Annotated in this window: 17 protein-coding genes; all 17 read left to right on the top strand. The window is 41.1% G+C overall.

Annotated elements, in window-relative coordinates; genetic code table 11:
• Positions 1–120 precede the first annotated feature (120 nt).
• Entirely contained in the window at positions 121–450 is a 330-nt protein-coding gene (locus M1P97_RS22900; protein ID WP_249390314.1) for a hypothetical protein, read from the top strand.
• The gene (locus tag M1P97_RS22905; RefSeq protein WP_249390315.1) at positions 447–842 is read left to right on the top strand and encodes a hypothetical protein; all 396 of its coding nucleotides are present in this window, start codon (positions 447–449) and stop codon (positions 840–842) included. Before M1P97_RS22900 ends, M1P97_RS22905 begins: the two co-directional genes overlap by 4 nt.
• A gap of 25 nt (positions 843–867) precedes the next feature.
• A complete protein-coding gene (locus M1P97_RS22910; protein ID WP_249390316.1) occupies positions 868–3,564 on the top strand; it encodes a TraG/VirB4 family ATPase in 2,697 nt (898 codons plus the stop codon).
• A gap of 71 nt (positions 3,565–3,635) precedes the next feature.
• The gene (locus M1P97_RS22915; protein ID WP_249390317.1) at positions 3,636–6,251 is read left to right on the top strand and encodes a coiled-coil domain-containing protein; all 2,616 of its coding nucleotides are present in this window, start codon (positions 3,636–3,638) and stop codon (positions 6,249–6,251) included.
• A complete protein-coding gene (locus tag M1P97_RS22920) occupies positions 6,244–6,975 on the top strand; it encodes a hypothetical protein (protein ID WP_249390318.1) in 732 nt (243 codons plus the stop codon). Before M1P97_RS22915 ends, M1P97_RS22920 begins: the two co-directional genes overlap by 8 nt.
• Positions 6,972–7,700: a DUF5045 domain-containing protein gene (locus M1P97_RS22925; RefSeq protein ID WP_249390319.1), complete on the top strand. Its 729-nt coding sequence runs from the start codon at positions 6,972–6,974 to the stop codon at positions 7,698–7,700. Before M1P97_RS22920 ends, M1P97_RS22925 begins: the two co-directional genes overlap by 4 nt.
• Before the next feature lie 90 nt (positions 7,701–7,790).
• Entirely contained in the window at positions 7,791–8,594 is an 804-nt protein-coding gene (locus M1P97_RS22930) for a BRO family protein (protein ID WP_249390320.1), read from the top strand.
• 12 nt (positions 8,595–8,606) lie between these two features.
• Positions 8,607–8,927: a hypothetical protein gene (locus M1P97_RS22935; RefSeq protein WP_074635729.1), complete on the top strand. Its 321-nt coding sequence runs from the start codon at positions 8,607–8,609 to the stop codon at positions 8,925–8,927.
• A gap of 9 nt (positions 8,928–8,936) precedes the next feature.
• A complete protein-coding gene (locus tag M1P97_RS22940; RefSeq protein WP_249390321.1) occupies positions 8,937–10,067 on the top strand; it encodes a hypothetical protein in 1,131 nt (376 codons plus the stop codon).
• A gap of 19 nt (positions 10,068–10,086) precedes the next feature.
• Positions 10,087–10,701 carry a conjugative transposon protein TraK gene (traK, locus tag M1P97_RS22945; RefSeq protein ID WP_074636736.1) on the top strand — a complete coding sequence of 205 codons (615 nt, stop codon included), beginning with the start codon at positions 10,087–10,089 and terminating at the stop codon, positions 10,699–10,701.
• 3 nt (positions 10,702–10,704) lie between these two features.
• The gene (locus M1P97_RS22950) at positions 10,705–11,148 is read left to right on the top strand and encodes a hypothetical protein (protein ID WP_074636738.1); all 444 of its coding nucleotides are present in this window, start codon (positions 10,705–10,707) and stop codon (positions 11,146–11,148) included.
• A complete protein-coding gene (gene traM, locus M1P97_RS22955) occupies positions 11,129–12,361 on the top strand; it encodes a conjugative transposon protein TraM (RefSeq protein ID WP_249390322.1) in 1,233 nt (410 codons plus the stop codon). Before M1P97_RS22950 ends, traM begins: the two co-directional genes overlap by 20 nt.
• Before the next feature lie 20 nt (positions 12,362–12,381).
• The gene (gene traN / locus M1P97_RS22960; RefSeq protein WP_455430307.1) at positions 12,382–13,227 is read left to right on the top strand and encodes a conjugative transposon protein TraN; all 846 of its coding nucleotides are present in this window, start codon (positions 12,382–12,384) and stop codon (positions 13,225–13,227) included.
• Positions 13,228–13,734: a hypothetical protein gene (locus M1P97_RS22965; RefSeq protein ID WP_074636745.1), complete on the top strand. Its 507-nt coding sequence runs from the start codon at positions 13,228–13,230 to the stop codon at positions 13,732–13,734. It begins immediately after the preceding gene.
• An 11-nt stretch (positions 13,735–13,745) separates the two neighbouring features.
• On the top strand, positions 13,746–14,411 hold the full coding sequence (locus M1P97_RS22970) for a hypothetical protein (protein WP_074636920.1): 666 nt from the start codon (positions 13,746–13,748) through the stop codon (positions 14,409–14,411).
• A 6-nt stretch (positions 14,412–14,417) separates the two neighbouring features.
• Positions 14,418–15,272 carry a hypothetical protein gene (locus M1P97_RS22975; protein ID WP_143024782.1) on the top strand — a complete coding sequence of 285 codons (855 nt, stop codon included), beginning with the start codon at positions 14,418–14,420 and terminating at the stop codon, positions 15,270–15,272.
• 27 nt (positions 15,273–15,299) lie between these two features.
• Positions 15,300–17,513 (top strand): type IV secretory system conjugative DNA transfer family protein, encoded by a 2,214-nt coding sequence (locus M1P97_RS22980; protein ID WP_074636923.1) that lies wholly within the window; start codon positions 15,300–15,302, stop codon positions 17,511–17,513.
• Positions 17,514–17,700: the final 187 nt, after the last annotated feature.

Here is a 17,700-nt window from a genome sequence, read left to right on the forward strand (position 1 = left end):
ACACTACCAGATTCTTTCGATATGACGGTTACATTTGACCAAGAAGGCACATGTCTCCTAAATTTTCTGAGTCTCGATGGCTCACTCATTATGTCAACTGCCATTGAAACGGACAAGGACATGAAGGAAATTATTCTTCACACGGATAAGAAGTCGTTGAAAAGAATTGCCAGAAATTTATTGGCTTCCATCAACTATGACATTCTCTACTTCATTACCAACGACAGTTATGAAGATGATGATTTGGATGAACTTCCCAATCAGATCATTTACGCTGATGGAATTAAGGCTATGAATTTGAACTACACCAAATCAGAATGGCAAACCGATTTTGAGTTTGAATGCATTTCTAATATCAGTGTATTCAGAGAGGTGATGCAGAACTCATACTTGGAGAAGCCCTCGTCTGAATCAACCAAGTCCAATAATCCAAACAAGAAAAAGTCATGAAACCATTCATCGTCAGCATTAAAATACCAGGAAAAAGCAAGTCACATGTAGCTCTTCTTCCAGTGTCATTCCGTCTTGTAGCCCATTCACCGGCCAATTCTGATAAGGTATGTGTCAGCTTCAATGATAAAAGCGGGACACTTATCTACATCACTCTTTATCCTGAAACTAAGGATTGCAAGGAGTATCTGAAAGCCATGTCAGATGACCAACGTAAATCGGTGGCTCAGCAATTCTGTGATGATATTCGTGATGATATCTTCGATTTCTTCGCCACCAATAAGGATTGTTATGGTGAATATAAAGAAGCCACCAATCTTATGCTTGATGATTGGAGAAGTTATTGGGAGGATGCCCTTGACACCATCATCTTGGATGCGATGCCAGATTGAAATACAAGTTTAAAATAGAAAATCAATGACCCTATACGTAATATTATTCTTTTTCGCTCTTCTCGGAGGTATGGCTCTTTCTGTAGCCGCCTTCGGGACAGGTGGCAAACGCAAGAAAATCTTTCAGGATATCTATTTCTCCGTGGAAGATAATAAAGGTGTGGGTGTAATATATACCAAGACTGGAGAATACTCAGCTGTGTTGAAGTTGACCAATCCTGTTCAAAAATATTCAGCTAATATCGACAGTTACTATGAGTTCACCCATCTCTTTTCTGCTCTGGTGCAGACGTTGGGTGAAGGCTATGCTATCCATAAGCAGGATATTTTCACCAGAAAGCAGTTTGAAGCCGATGATGACAGTCCCAAAGAGTTCCTGTCTGAATCTTACTTCCGCTACTTTACCGGTCGCACTTATACAGATAGCGAATGCTACTTGGTCATCACACAAGAAGCCAAGAAAAGCAGACTGTTCTCTTACGACCCTAAAAAGTGGCGAGATTTCTTGGTCAAGATTCGTAAGGTACAAGACCAGTTGCGAGATGGAGGCGTTAAAGCCGAGTTCCTGAATAAGAAGCAGACCAATGAATATGTTGACCGCTACTTCGCCATGAACTTTACCGACAAGACTATCTCCATGAGCAATTTCAAGGTCGATGATGAATGTATCGAGATGGGCGACAAACGCTGTAAGGTATATAGCTTGGTTGATGTGGATTATGCCAACCTACCGGGTATGGTACGTCCTTTCTCCAATATCGAGGTGAACAACACTTCCATGCCTGTGGATTTGCTTTCTCACATTGATAGCATTCCCGGAGCAGAAACGGTTATCTACAATCAGATGATATTCATGCCCAACCAAAAGCGTGAGTTATCCCTGTTGGATAAGAAGAAAAACCGTCATTCAAGCATTCCAAATCCATCTAATGAAATGGCAGTGGAAGACATTAAACGCGTACAGGAAGTCATCGCCAGAGAAAGCAAACAGCTTGTCTATACCCACTACAACTTGGTTGTATGCACTGACATTGATACGGATATTCAGAAATGTACCAATCATCTTGAAAATCAGTTTGGTCGTATGGGCATCCATATCAGCAAACGTGCTTATAACCAGTTAGAAATGTTCGTGAATTCATTCCCAGGCAACTGCTATGGAATGAGTGAAGATTACGATCGCTTTCTAACATTGAGTGATGCTGCCACTTGTCTTCTCTATAAGGAGAATATCCGGCATAGTGAAGATACACCTTTGAAGATCTGCTATACAGATCGCCAAGGAGTACCAGTAGCTATTGATATCACCGGAAAGGAAGGAAGAAACAAGCTCACGGACAACTCGAATTTCTTTTGTTTAGGGCCTTCTGGAAGCGGTAAGTCCTTCCACATGAACAGCGTGGTACGCCAACTTTGGGAGCAGAATACCGATGTGGTAATGGTCGATACGGGTAACTCTTATGAAGGACTATGCGAGTATGTCGGTGGTAAATATATCAGCTATACCGAAGAAAAGCCGATTACCATGAACCCATTCCGTATCAAGCGAGAAGAGCTCAATGTGGAGAAAACAGGATTCTTGAAGAATCTGATTCTACTCATTTGGAAAGGTTCTCAGGCAACCATCAGCAAAACAGAAGATAGATTGATTGACCAAGTCATCACCGAATACTACGGTGTCTATTTCAACGGCTTTGATGGATTTACACCACCCCAACGTGAAGATTTACGACAAAGTCTTTTGGTAGATGATAGAAACAACAATCGTAATCATCAGGAGAACGAAGCCCAACGAGAAGAACGTATCGACAAAGAGATAGATTCAATAGAAGCAAGACGCAAGGAACTCAAAGTGGAAACCCTATCGTTCAATACATTCTATGAATACTCGGTACAACGTATTCCAGATATCTGCCATGAGAATAATTTGACTGGCGTAGATATCTCTACATACCGCTACATGATGAAGGACTTCTACAGAGGTGGGAATCATGATAAGACACTGAATGAAGACATGGACGGTTCACTGTTCGATGAAACTTTCATCGTCTTCGAGATTGATGCTATCAAAGATGATCCATTGCTTTTCCCGATTGTAACGCTCATTATCATGGACGTGTTCCTACAGAAGATGCGTATCAAGAAGAACCGAAAAGTATTGGTTATCGAGGAAGCTTGGAAAGCCATTGCCAGTCCACTGATGGCTGAGTATATCAAGTACCTCTATAAGACTGCTCGTAAGTTTTGGGCATCTGTGGGTGTGGTAACACAAGAAATTCAAGATATCATAGGTAGTCCTGTAGTCAAGGAAGCCATCATCAACAACTCAGATGTGGTGATGTTACTTGACCAAAGCAAGTTTAAGGAACGCTTCGATAATATCAAGGCTATCCTTGGCTTGACCGATGTAGATTGCAAGAAAATCTTCACCATCAATCGTCTAGAGAACAAGACTGGTAGAAGTTTCTTTCGAGAAGTCTTCATTCGTCGAGGAACCACCAGTGGCGTATTTGGCGTAGAAGAACCAAGAGAATGTTACATGACCTACACTACCGAACGAGCAGAGAAAGAAGCCTTGAAGCTTTATAAGAAAGAACTTCATTGTTCACACCAGCAGGCTATCGAAGCCTACTGTAAGGACTGGAATCTTTCAGGTATTGATAAGTCTTTAGCGTTTGCACAAAAGGTAAACAATGAAGGTAAAGTGCTGAATCTCACCTAAAGTAGTAGCATAGTAATAACTTACAATAGCGTATTAGCAATATAGTAGTAACACAAAAGCGTAAACTAGCAATGCATAGATTCCTACTCATAGTGATAGTTATGTTGGTTGGCATACAGCGTATGTCAGCCCAATACTACCGTATCAACTACGATACCAAAACCATTGCAGCCATGTCTGGTGCGTATGGAACGGAGGCTGCTGCAGAATCCTATTACAACAATCAAGTACAGGACATCTTGAAACATTACGAAACAGCAAGTGCTGCAGCTACTGGAATCTATTCATCTAAGTACATGGATAGAAAAGCACTCACCACTTTAGGGTTGTGGGCATCTGCCGAAGAAAACTATTACTACCGGAGAATCTATAATATGGTATCGGCTAAAATCATGCCGAAGATTTGGACTGTATCTGGATTGATGTTGAAGAAGCCGGCCAATGCGATGTACTGGGGAAGCTATCTAATGAAGACTTGTAATGACACCAAGAATCTATGTATGCAGTTTGAGTCAGTCGTAACCAACAGTCGTCTGTCTTTCAAGGATATTGTATTTCTGGAATTAACTCCTGAGATGCAAGCAATATTTGATTTGACTAATGCCGGTATGGATTGGAAAGGTTTCATTGACAATCTAAGCAATGTGAGTGAAAACTTCACCAAGGAAAATCTTGCCAATGATATTGACCAACTTTATAATACAGGTGTAAGCCTGATTAGTTCTGGAGCCGCCAATGCGGAAGGTTCCATTATCGGCAACAACTCCTTTAACGGCAATGTGACCAGTAGAGCTACGGCAATCTTCAATATCGCAAAAAACTCTTATGGTATGTTCAACAATTTGGAGAATAACCTTGGAGGAACACTCATAGGACTTATGGGTGGACAGGCAGATGTGAACAAGCTTTTCAATGTAGCGAATTATAATATGACTTCTTGGCTAACTGATTATGACCAAGAATCCTTGGGCAGATATTATACCCAGCGTTGGTATATCTATCGACGTGATGCTGGTTCTGTCATTCTATGTGATTACGAACCACCTACAGGAAAAGACGATATTATCAAGGGGCCACATTGGACACGCTTCGATACAAAAGATGCCAATTTCTATCCTAATTCAACTCAGACTGAACAGATACTTCGTAATTCTGAAAATTATGCAGGATGGTCAAGAAGCAAAGTTGCGCAGTTGAATAACTCAAATGACGGGTTCAATTACTACATGGATTACTGGAGAAGTTCCTATATCATCACTACCAATGGCAAACAGAGTAAAAAGGCCTATGCCTATTCTATCACTGTTACCAAAAGTTGGAATTATGTAGAGGAAGCCTATGAAGAGTACTTCGATTCATATTCGATGGACTTGAACACATTTCAGGCTCAAATGAATGTAAAGTTGGCTGAGCTGAATGACAATGAAGATGGTTACACCTATTACATTGGAACAGATGCAAAGAACTACTACCAAGCCACAGATGCCGCCAAGTTGAAAGGATGTGAGAATGTTATCATTTCTGTAACCTGCACCGATGGCGTATCATTAGGTGAAGGTACTACTCAATATAAATGTCGCACTTGTGGGGGTTCGTTAAATGCCCACACAAAAGAATGTGTGATGCAAACCACACTTACAGGAAATGGACAGCTAGACACCTCTGAATTGGATGAAATGGACGCAGATGCCAAGAAGCATGCTACACTACTCCAATCTCAGATAGATGTTTTGGAGAAAGAGAATGCTTCCATTATAAAGCAGATAGCATCTTCGTCCATAGAACAAGCTGCAACATTGAGACAGCAGTATAATGCAAACAAAGCAAAGATAAATGAGCTTCAAGCTGAATTGGATACATGGAACAAGAAGCTGGAAGATATAGCACAGGCAAAGGCAGAAGCCAATGAAGACAATGCCGTACAAACTGATGACTATTACCGAATCCCTGCAATTATGCAGGATTGTAAGAATGCATACAACCTCACATGGCAAGATGATGGTTGGTGGGAAGGTTACACCTATTATCGTAAGGCAACCATGCCAAACATAAAGGGAATTGTCACTTTCTCAGCAACTGTAACCATCGCTCGCAAGCCCAAGTATTTCTTAGGTATCAAGATTCATAGAGCCATCATTCAGATTTCATGGAAACTGACCTCCGAATATACAGATACCCAAGTGGTTGATATCCTCGAACTAAATCCTGACGATGATGAGAGAAAGAAGGTACAGCTTGTCAATAATCGAGTTTCAGAGATTGCACGCCAATATCCAAACTGCAAAGTGAGTACGGAATATATCAAATCCAAACCTGCTGATACCGATGATACTGAAGATACCTATCATCTGCTTTGGTCATCAGACCGATTGGAAGTGGCTCGTGAGATTGACAGCCGGTTGACAAAAATCTATTCAGACTTGGTGAGCCTTGAAAAGATGATGTATTACCGACTGAATATTACGGATGTGTGGAATCGTATAGGTCCAACTATAAATGATGAACAAGGCAGACATCAAACAATCTTGGAGGAAAGCCATGAGCGATGGATGAACAATGCCTTAGAAGCAGTCAAGTCTGGCGGAAATGAACGCTCCAAACAAAGGGAAAGTAAACCTGCTGGTCAAATGACAGAACCTGAGCCGTCGCCGGCTATTAAATCAGAGGAGGAACCAGAACATGAATAGACTATTCGGATTCGTATTGATTGTGCTTCTATCCCTACCATTCGTGGTTAGAGCACAAAGTGATCCAGCTGCATTGGAAGCTTATATCAATGACCATAAACAGGTACGCAGTCTATTGTTGGCACGCTCAACATTGGAACTGAGTAACCAGTTACTACACGACTATAGCAAGACGGCTGCTGTTGAATATAAAGAACTGAACGTAGAACTGGATAAATACACCAGAGCGTTCGATGTGATTGATGTACTCTATCAATCTCTTCGCACCTCGATGAATATGTATGATACCTATAACAATGTCTCTGATAGAATCAGTGACTATAAGAATCTGTTGGAGTATTACAACGAGAATGTCATAAAGAGAGGGAAAATCAGGATGATAGATACTCTGATTATCAGTGTCAACAAGAAAATGTTGGAAAGAGTTTATAAAGATGGTAAAGAGCTTTACAAGTCTGTCTCAGATTTGGTCTTGTATGCAACAGGTGCAGCAGCTTGTTCAACCAACGACTTGATGCTGATAATGGCATCCATCAACATGTCATTGGACAACATTGAAATCACTTTGAACAGAACCTACTTCGAGACATGGAGATTCATACAACTCCGTATGGGTTACTGGAAAGAAGCTACAAATATAAACAGGTCAAAACTGGAAATCACCAATGATGCTTTAGTTCGTTGGAAAAGATCAAGTCATGACGCCTTAATAAAGAAAAAATGAAGAAACTATTTGGACTTATCGGACTAAGCTGTATCGCTCTGACCTCTCAAGCTCAGAGTGTCAGCTACAGCCATGATGCATCAAAGATGAATCAGGTTACTGTTATGGAGATTGGTTCTGGTACGCTAACTCCCGAATACTATTATTGGCTATTCCATAATAGTTATAAGAAGACAGCCAATGCCAAAAACAAGTTGGAATATAGAACACTCTCTGGACTGAATGCTTACAACCAAGTAGAGATGGCAGAATCTCTTGATTCAGCTATGGTAAAACGAGCAAAGATAGAAGCCTTAAATGTTGCAGACCGTCAAGGAGGTGCATTAGACATCGCTTGGAAAGTGGAAGGTGAGAAAATCACAAACAAGCTTGAAGACTATAAGAAAAATATAGATCGCATTTTGGATGCAGGTGGTTCACCTGATAATCAGGAACGATGGAAGGACTATTATAATATGTATAAGTGCGCCATCAAAGCCACACAAGATGCTTACATGCCCAATGCGCAACGTAAAAAAGAGTACCTGCGTATCTATGCAGATATATGCAGACAAAATGAGACTTTGGTAAAGTACGTCGTCAGACTGTACAATGCCAACCAAACGAATGAACTACTATCAGGCACTTATAACAAGCCTAATAGAGTTGCAGCCATTGCCGCTTCCGCTTTGAACCGATGGAGAGAAGCTGGTTGGAGTACAAGTGTAAATGGCAACAAAGAATAATGGAAGGGAAAATATTAACACAAAAATAAATATACAAACATGAAAGAAACAAATCAATTTCAGATTTTCAATCACCCACAGTTCGGTGAAATGACCACCATTCAGTGTAATGATGGTAAGGTGTTGTTCAAGGCCAATGACGTGGCAAAAGCACTTGGTTATAGTAATCCTCAAAAAGCAATCAGAGAGCATTGTAAGGGGGTGAACGTTTTAGGCACCCCCTCTGAAAATCAGTGCGGTACGGTAGTTTTACAGCCAACAAAGTATATTTCGGAAAGTGACATCTACCGATTAGTTATGCGTAGTAAGCTACCAGCAGCTGAGAAGTTTCAAGACTGGGTTGTCGAGGAAGTTTTGCCATCAATCCGAAAGAATGGTGCCTACTTGACTGAAAAGACTATTGAGCGAGCATTGAATGAACCTGACTTCTTGATTGAGTTGGCAACAAACCTCAAAAAGGAGAAACAGGCTCGTGAGCTTGCCGAGGAACGTAACGAAGTCCAAAAGGATATTATCGAGGGACAGGAAAAAGCCATTCGTGTATTGGAAGTCCGTCAGTCGTTCGTTGATTACATCATGTCCACTCCGTCTTGCGTATGCACCACTCAGATTGCGAAGGAATATGGTTTGTCTGCTGTAAAGCTCAACAAGTTCCTTCATGATAAAAAGATTCTGTATTGCGTGAATGGTCAGTGGCTACTTTATGCCGATTATCAGAGCAAGGGATATATGAAGAGCGTACACGTAAGATTGGATAACAATACCTTACGTGAACATTCTCAGTGGACACAGAAAGGCCGTCTCTTCCTCTATGAATTTCTAAAGAAGTACGGTATTATTCCTGTGATGGAACAAGAAAACAGACTTCGTGAACTTAATTTCGATAACTACTAAAAGAATATTGAAATGGATGAGCAAAAACTACAAGTAGTGAACCATCCTCTCTTTGGTGAAATTCAAGTTTCCCAAAGTGAGAATGGCAACGCTCTTTACAGAGCTGCAACAGTTGCAGAACGTATTGGCATTTCTGATTATAAATCTTATGTGGGCAAATCCATCAAATCCTATTCCATTAAAATTCCAAAGGTGAATGGATTGGGTTACACCACGAAGATGCCTATCAAATTTATAGACGAAGATGGTATTCGTTCTATGCTTCTGATTGTATGCGAACAGAAAATTCATCATGCGATGAAGAACTATAAGACACAATTGACAAAACTATAACACAAATGTATGGCTGACAATATCCTAAGCGATTTCGGTATCAATATCCTTGAAGAAGAGATAGATGATGTCATTTTTCAAACGAATGAATTCCTCTGTGATGCCACCTTTACAGGTCAACAAGGGCCATTTTGGTGGATTCTCCAGATGTGTATGGCATTGGCTGCGCTCTTCTCTTTGATAGTAGCAGCACAATTGACCTACAAGATGATGGTCAAGCACGAGCCTCTGGACGTTATGAAAATGCTAAAGCCTTTGGCTGTGGCCGTCATCATGTGCTGGTGGTATCCTCCTGCTGATACTGGCATTACAAATAGTAATAGCAGTTGGTGCTTTTTGGACTTCCTGTCCTATATACCAAACTGTATCGGTAGCTATACCCATGACCTTTATGAAGCCGAATCCACTCAGATTAGTGACAAGTTTACCGAAGTCCAGGAGTTGATTCATACACGCGATACCATCTATAGTGGATTACAGGCAAAAGCTGACGTTGCAAATAAAGGTTCTAAAGACCCGAATGTGGCAGAAGCAACGATGGAACAAGCTGGAGTATCGGAAGTAACAAAGATGGAGGAAGAATCTAGTCAAATGTGGTTCACCTCATTAACCTCTGGTGCTATTATCTGTCTTGATAAAATAGTGATGACTTTGGCCTTGATTGTATATCGCATAGGCTGGTGGGCGACGATTTATGTGCAACAAATCTTACTTGGAATGCTGACGATATTCGGGCCAATCCAATGGGCTTTCAGTCTTTTGCCAAAATGGGAAGGCGCATGGGCGAAGTGGATAACACGTTATCTGACTGTGCATTTCTATGGTGCAATGCTCTATTTCGTAGGCTTCTATGTGCTATTGCTATTTGATATTGTCCTGAGTATTCAAGTCGAGAACCTCACAGCAATCACAGAATCCACAACATCCATGGTTGGATACCTTAAGAATTCATTCTTCTCGGCAGGTTATCTAATGGCCGCAAGTATAGTCGCATTGAAATGTCTGAACCTTGTACCGGACTTGGCTTCGTGGATGATTCCTGAAGGTGACACAGCATTCTCTACCCGTAACTTTGGTGAAGGTGTAGCTCAACAGGCAAAAACAACGGCTACCGGTGCAATCGGTAATTTCATGAAATAACAATTCAAACACAAACACAATGGTAATAAAGAACCTCGAAAATAAGATCAGACTAGTCACAATCATCTGTGGCTTCTTCCTGTTGGGGTGTATCATCATCAGCGTATCGTCAATCTGGACTGCCAAGTCAATGGTGAATGACGCCCAACAAAAGATTTATGTTTTGGACAGCAATGTTCCAATCCTTGTACAACGAACAACGATGGAAGAAACCCTCGATGTGGAAGCAAGAAGCCACATTGAAATGTTCCACCATTTCTTCTTTACACTTGCACCTGATGACAAGTACATCAAATATACGATGAATAAAGCCATGTATCTCGTAGATGAAACTGGTTTAGCACAGTATAATACCCTGAAAGAAAAGGGATTTTACAACAATATCATGGGCACAAGTGCGGTATTCAGCATCTTCTGTGACAGTATTAAACTGGATGAGAAGAAAATGGAATTCACATACTATGGTCGCCAACGAATCGAACGCAGGACTAATATCCTGACCCGTGAATTGGTAACAGCCGGTAAGTTGAAACGAGTTCCAAGAACGGACAACAACCCTCATGGACTCTTGATTGTGAACTGGAGAACGCTTCTCAATAAGGATATCGAACAGAAAACCAAAGTAAACTACTAATCTATGGGCTGGAAGAAATTGATATTCGGGGAAAAGATGCCTGATAAGGATGACCCTAAGTACAAAGAACGTTATGAAAAGGAAGTTGAGACCGGTAAGAAGTTTGCCAGAATCACGAGAATTGACAAAGCGGCTGCTTGGTTGCAACGCTTTGCCAATGAACACAGGAATCTGTTTCTCGCCATTGTATTTGGCATCGTCATCTGCTGCTTTACCTTCAATATCTATCGTATAGCATTGGTTTGTAATGCTTCAAGCCAACAGAAACAAACCACAGCTACCCAAAGACAAGAAAAAGCTTTGGATAAGCTGCATGGCAAAGACCGTAAGATTAAGGAACTTGAAATGAAATATGAGAAGCTCTTGAAAGAAAAGGCAGAACGAGAGAACGTAATAAGTACAAACAACAAATCAAACACAAGTAACAATGAATCTCAAAAACATTAACTGGAAACAGCCGAAGTATGTGCTTCCTGCTATCCTCTATCCGTTGTTGATGGGTTGTGGCTACTTTATCATAGACATCTTTGATACAAAATTAGCTGAAACACCTACCAATATGCAGACAACCGAATATCTGAACCCTGACTTACCCAAGGCACAGATTACGAATGATGGTATCGGTGGTAAGTATGACAATATGCAGAAATCCTTTGGCAGAATCCAGGACTTCTCAGCTGTCGAAAATATAGAAAGAGATGATGACGAAAAGCAGACCGAAGAATATGACTCTAAATACACACAAGAAGATATTGCACTCCTGGACGCAGACGCAGCCCAAAGGACTGAGGAAATGGAAAACGCCAGCCTCATGCAAGAGAGATTGCGTCAAAGTGCCGAAAAAGGTAAAGGCATGATGAATGACAGTTCAAGTATCAATCTGACTGAAGCTGACAGACTGGCCAGAAGCAAACAACGTGAACAGGAAGTCATGGATGAGTTGAACAAGGCATTGGCAGAAGCTCGTTTGAAAGGACGAAAAGGGCTGAACGAAGTTCCTGTTGAGCCAAAAGATACCATGACTACAGGCACGCAGTTGAAAGGAAAAATAGAAATCACTCAAAAAGGTGTATCAGAATTGGGTGATGATTCCAAGTCACAAGCCGTAGTCAAGAAGGTTAAGACAACATCGGACTATTTCAATACGCTTGCCGAGAATGAAAAAGAGCCCCATTTGATAAAAGCCATCATTGATGAGAATATCAAGGCGGTGGATGGATCCAGAGTCCGACTTCGCCTGTTGGACGATGTGGAAATCAATGAGACTATCGTTAAGAAAGGTTCCTATATCTATGCTATTATGAGTGGCTTTGGCAGTCAGCGAGTGAAAGGTAACATCAACAGCCTGATGGTTGGCGATGAATTGGTCAAGGTAAGTCTGTCCGTCTATGATACCGATGGTTTGGAAGGCCTATATGTTCCAAGCAGTTCTTTTAGAGAAACCAGTAAGGATGTAGCTTCCAGTGCCATGAACGGAAATATGTCCATGAATAATGGCAATCAAGGCAGCAGCTTTACCCAATGGGGAATGCAGGCTGTACAAAATGCCTATACCAGAACCAGCAACGCTATCAGTAAAGCCATCAAGAAAAACAGTGTCAAACTAAAATACGGATCGTTTGTGTATCTCGTAAACGGTCGTGAGAAAAAAGATAAGTAACAATCAGAAAATCAAGAAAAATGAATATACGAAAGATGTTTGCCGCCATTGCGGTATTTGCAGCCTCTATCCAAGGAGTTTTTGCCCAGCAGACCTACGAAGAGATGGAACGTCTCACGGTCAATGAACAAGTAACCACCGTTATCACCGCAACTGAACCTATCCGCTTTGTGGATATTTCTACGGATAAGATTGCTGGAGACCAACCCATCAACAATACCATTCGGTTGAAGCCCAAGGAAGGAGCTCATGAAGATGGAGAAGTTTTGGCTATTGTAACTATTGTAACTGAACGCTATCGCACCCAGTATGCTTTGCTCTATACAACTCGTTTACAGGAAGCAGTAACAGACAAAGTCGTTCAACGTATGGAACAAACGGCTTACCATAACCCTGCTGTCAGTCTTTCTACCGAGGATATGTACCATATCGCCCGTAACATTTGGTCATCACCGGCCAAGTGGCGTGATGTAAAGACAAAGAAGCATCGTATGGAGATGCGACTGAACAACATCTATGCTGTAGGTGATTATTTCTTCATTGATTATAGCGTTGAGAATAAAACCAACATTCGCTTTGACATTGATGAGATTCGATTGAAACTCGCCGATAAGAAAATATCGAAAGCGACTAACAATCAAGTCATAGAGCTTACTCCAGAAATGCAGTTAGAACAGACCCAGTCGTTCAAATATGGTTATAGAAATATCATTGTCGTAAAGAAGCTGACCTTCCCGAATGATAAGATTCTGACCATAGAGATGAGTGAAAAGCAGATTTCAGGACGCACCATCAGTCTTAACATTGACTATGAAGATGTGTTGTGTGCCGATAGTTTCAACAAAGTATTATTGGAGGAAGAGTAAATGAAGAAGTTTGTTTTAGCCTTGGTTGCAGTCATCAGTATGGCGACAACCGCCTTTGCTCAGAACAACAACCATATATCTTTAGGTATAGGCTTGCTCTATGAAAATAGTGCCGACGTGACCCTAAGCTACGAGCATGAAACCAAGTATCATAATGCCTGGGAATACTTTGCAAACGGCTGTATCAAGTGGAAAGAATGTGAATCATGCGGTCATATCTGTCCCGAATCTTTTTGGAGAAACTACCGTACATGGGGTTTGGGTGTAGCTTATAAACCCTGTGTGACCAGAACAAGGAACAGTCATGGCAATCTGCGTATTGGAGCTTCAGCTGGATCTGACACGAATGATTTCTTAGGCGGAATCCATGTCGGTTATGAACAAAACTATTCATTGAAAGGTGGATGGAAACTCTACTGGCAGGTAAAGAGTGATTGTCTTATTAAAGGGCAAGACTTGTTCCGTACAGGCATTGTCATCGGTGTAAAACTACCATGTGGAAATTAAATCAGAAAGAAATGAAGAAGCAAATTAAAAACATAGCAACTTGTTGTTTGGCAGCAATAGGTATTCTGCTCAGTTCCTGTGACGCCCACAAGGATTTTCCCGATACAGCCATGAAAGTCGGACATATCTTGTGTACCGATGGTAACGTACATTCTCTTGAAGAAGTAAAAGCCAAAAAGAAAGAACCCATTGCGGTGGTCTTTTACATCAATCAGAAAGAAGACGTTGAAGGAAATGGTTATGCCGTGTACCTGAAAGATGTTAATCCAACTTCGTTCGCTGATAGTCTAGGTATCATTCAAGGTACTTCGACCAGTCTGACAGCTTTGGATGGCAATGCCAATACCTACAGCATCTATAGTACTAAAGACACCTCTTCACCTTTAGCAGAAGAAGTCTTTCAGCTATGGCGATATGGGCAAAGTGCCTATGTGCCATCTGTTGCTCAGATGAGATTGCTCTACTCAATGAAAAATGTCGTCAATCCCTATATCATTGCATGTGGTGGCACACCGTTGCCTGACGAAGCCAATGAATGTTGGTATTGGACATCTACGGAAGTAAAAGGACAAGCCAGCGTTAAAGCATGGCTCTATTCATTGGAAAGCGGTGGTATGTTGGAGACACCAAAGATTCAAGCCCACAAAGCAAGACCTATTGTCACACTAAACAACTAACTAAAAATGAGAAAGAAAAATATGATGATTTTTATCCTGTTTCTATTGTTGGTAGCCTTTATTACAGCTGTTATCTGTGATCCACATGAAACGGCCGTCTTTACCATTATTGCAACCATGGTATTTTCAACCATCTTCTTGGTGGGTAGTATTATCAACTGCTGCGACAAGCCCAACAAGACGAATATCCACCTCAATAAAAAGATGGAAGTGGATGGAAATGAATACTATGTCATGACTACTGAATACAAGACTGCGATGGATAGTTTACTCAGTTATAATCAGAAACTGATTGATTGTAATCTGAGTTTGAAGAGTCAACTCGATACGATTTACAGTAGTAATACAGAATTTAAAAACATAGTGGCAAATATGACCAAACGACAAGAAAAGCAAATTGAAGAACAGCAAGCAAGAGAGAAAGCATACCTCCGTCAAATTGAAGAGTTGAAGACCGTGAACGCTGAATTGCGAGAACTCCTGAATGAGAAAGAACAGCAAGATACAATTCTTTCTCCAGTACTGGTTAATGAGGATGAGATTCCTGTAGATGTTGATTCAACAGAAACTATTCTCCAAGAAAAAGATTCAATGGAAGGTTGGATTGAATACGGGCTACTTGGAAGCAATCTATACCAAACAGGACTGTCGCTCAATACAGTAGAGCTTTTACAGAATGTAGGCATTGTGAAGGTTGGTGAGCTTATTAGCCATACTAAAATGCAGATTGCCAGTATCAATGGTATCGGTCATCAAAAACTGAAAAAGATTGGAGACTTCTTAGCCAATATAAAGCTAAACTATGGCACTGAGGTTAAGGAGCAAAATGGCAAGTGGTATATTAAATCTGTAACAGAATAATAGAAACTAAAAACGATCATTATGGCAATGGAAGAAAGCAAAGAATTACAGACTGCCTATAAGATATTCAGATCACTCATCTATGTTTCCCTGGTATTGGAGTTCTTCATGTACGCCATCGACCCTGCTATGCTGGACCACTGGAACGGAATTGTCTGTGACATTCATGACAGAATGAAAAGGTGGCTCATTTACAACGACAACAATCTGGTATATAGTAAGGTGGCTACATTCCTATTGGTCTGCATTACCTGCATAGGTACTCGAAATAAGAAACATCTGGAGTTCAATGCCCGCAACCAAGTATTGTACCCTTTGGTATCAGGTGTTCTTCTGATTGCCGGTTCTGTTATTCTCTATAATATGGGACATGGCGAAGGTGACGGACTTATGGCAAGCCGTCTGTATGGCATCCGTTTGAACGTCATCTTCTACATGATACTAACCATCTTCGGTACTATATTGGTGCATGTTGCCTTGGATAACATCAGCAAGTTCTTGAAGGAAGGTTTGTTGAAAGACCGTTTCAATCTGGAGAATGAGAGCTTTGAGCAATGTGATAAGCTTGTGGAAAACAAATACTCAGTGAATATCCCGATGCGCTATTACTATAAAGGCAAGTTCCGCAAAGGATGGGCAAATATCACCAATCCTTTCCGTGGTTGTTGGGTAGTTGGTACTCCTGGTTCCGGTAAGACGTTCTCAATTATTGAGCCATACATCCGTCAGCACTCAGCAAAGGGCTTTTCAATGGTAGTCTATGATTATAAATTCCCTACCTTAGCACAGAAGCTTTATTACCACTACAAGATTAATCAGAAGCAAGGTAAGACACCCAAAGGTTGTAAGTTTAATATCATCAACTTCGTGGATGTGGAATATAGCCGACGAGTGAATCCTATTCAAAAGAAATATATTCAGAACTTGGCAGCAGCCAGTGAAACAGCTGAAACATTGCTTGAATCCCTACAAAAGGGAAAGAAAGAAGGCGGTGGAGGTAGCGACCAATTCTTTCAAACTTCTGCCGTTAACTTCTTGGCAGCTTGTATATACTACTTTGTGAACTACGAGCGAGAACCCTACGATAAGGATGGTAATAAACTCTATGCAGAGAAAGTACAAGACAAGGCGACCAAGTTTTGGCGACCGACGGGCGTTGTGCGTGACAAAAAAGGCGGTGAAATTGTTGAGCCGGCTTATTGGTTGGGCAAATATTCCGATATGCCTCACATCTTATCGTTCTTGAATGAAAGCTATCAGACTATCTTTGAGGTACTTGAAACCGACAACGAGGTAACCCCATTACTCGGCCCTTTCCAGACTGCATTGAAGAATAAAGCCATGGAGCAATTAGAGGGTATGATTGGTACTTTGCGTGTATATACCAGCCGATTAGCAACAAAAGAATCTTATTGGGTATTTCATAAAGACGGTGATGATTTCGACTTGAAGGTAAGTGATCCAAAGAATCCAAGCTACCTGCTGATTGCGAATGACCCCGAAATGGAAAGCATCATCGGTGCTTTGAATGCTTTGATTTTGAACCGTCTCGTTACTCGTGTGAATACCGGACAAGGCAAGAATATTCCTGTAAGCATCATTGTGGATGAGTTGCCAACCCTTTACTTCCATAAAATTGACCGCTTGATTGGTACAGCCCGAAGCAACAAAGTTTCAGTCGCATTAGGCTTTCAGGAACTCCCTCAGTTGGAAGCCGACTATGGCAAAGTGGGTATGCAGAAGATTATCACTACCGTTGGTAATGTAGTATCAGGTTCTGCAAGAAGCAAAGAAACCTTGGAATGGCTATCCAATGATATCTTCGGTAAAGTGGTTCAGCTCAAGAAAGGTGTTACCATCGATAGAGATAAGACCAGCATCAATCTGAATGAGAACCTCGACAACTTGGTTCCTGCTTCAAAAATCAGTGATATGGCCACTGGTTGGATCTGCGGACAGACAGCCCGTGACTTTGTGAAGACCAAAACTGGCATGAGAGACAACATGAACATCCAGGAATCCGAAGAATTTAAGACAAGCAAGTTCTTCTGCAAGACAGACTTCGATATGCAAGAAATCAAGAAAGAGGAAGATGATTATGCCAATTATCCATTGCCCAAATTCTATGTTTTCAAATCTAAAGAAGAGAAGGAACGCATACTTTATAAGAATTTTTTAACCGTAGGACAAGAGGTCAAGGACATGATTGCAGATGTCCAACGCAAGCGGAAAGGTATTTAATTCATTTATAGCAGCTCATTGACAGAATCATCAGTGAGCTGCCTTTTATCAATACAAAAATGGGACTATCCACAATTTTGTGTAAATTCAAAACTACAGGAACCGAATCCGGGTTTAAACCCGGATTCGGTTTTCAAATATAGTCAAAAACTGATTAAAAATCAGTCCCCAGTTCCATATGGGTTGA

This window comes from Parabacteroides leei (assembly GCF_023369805.1).
In the GTDB taxonomy this organism is placed as follows: Bacteria; Bacteroidota; Bacteroidia; order Bacteroidales; family Tannerellaceae; genus Parabacteroides; species Parabacteroides leei.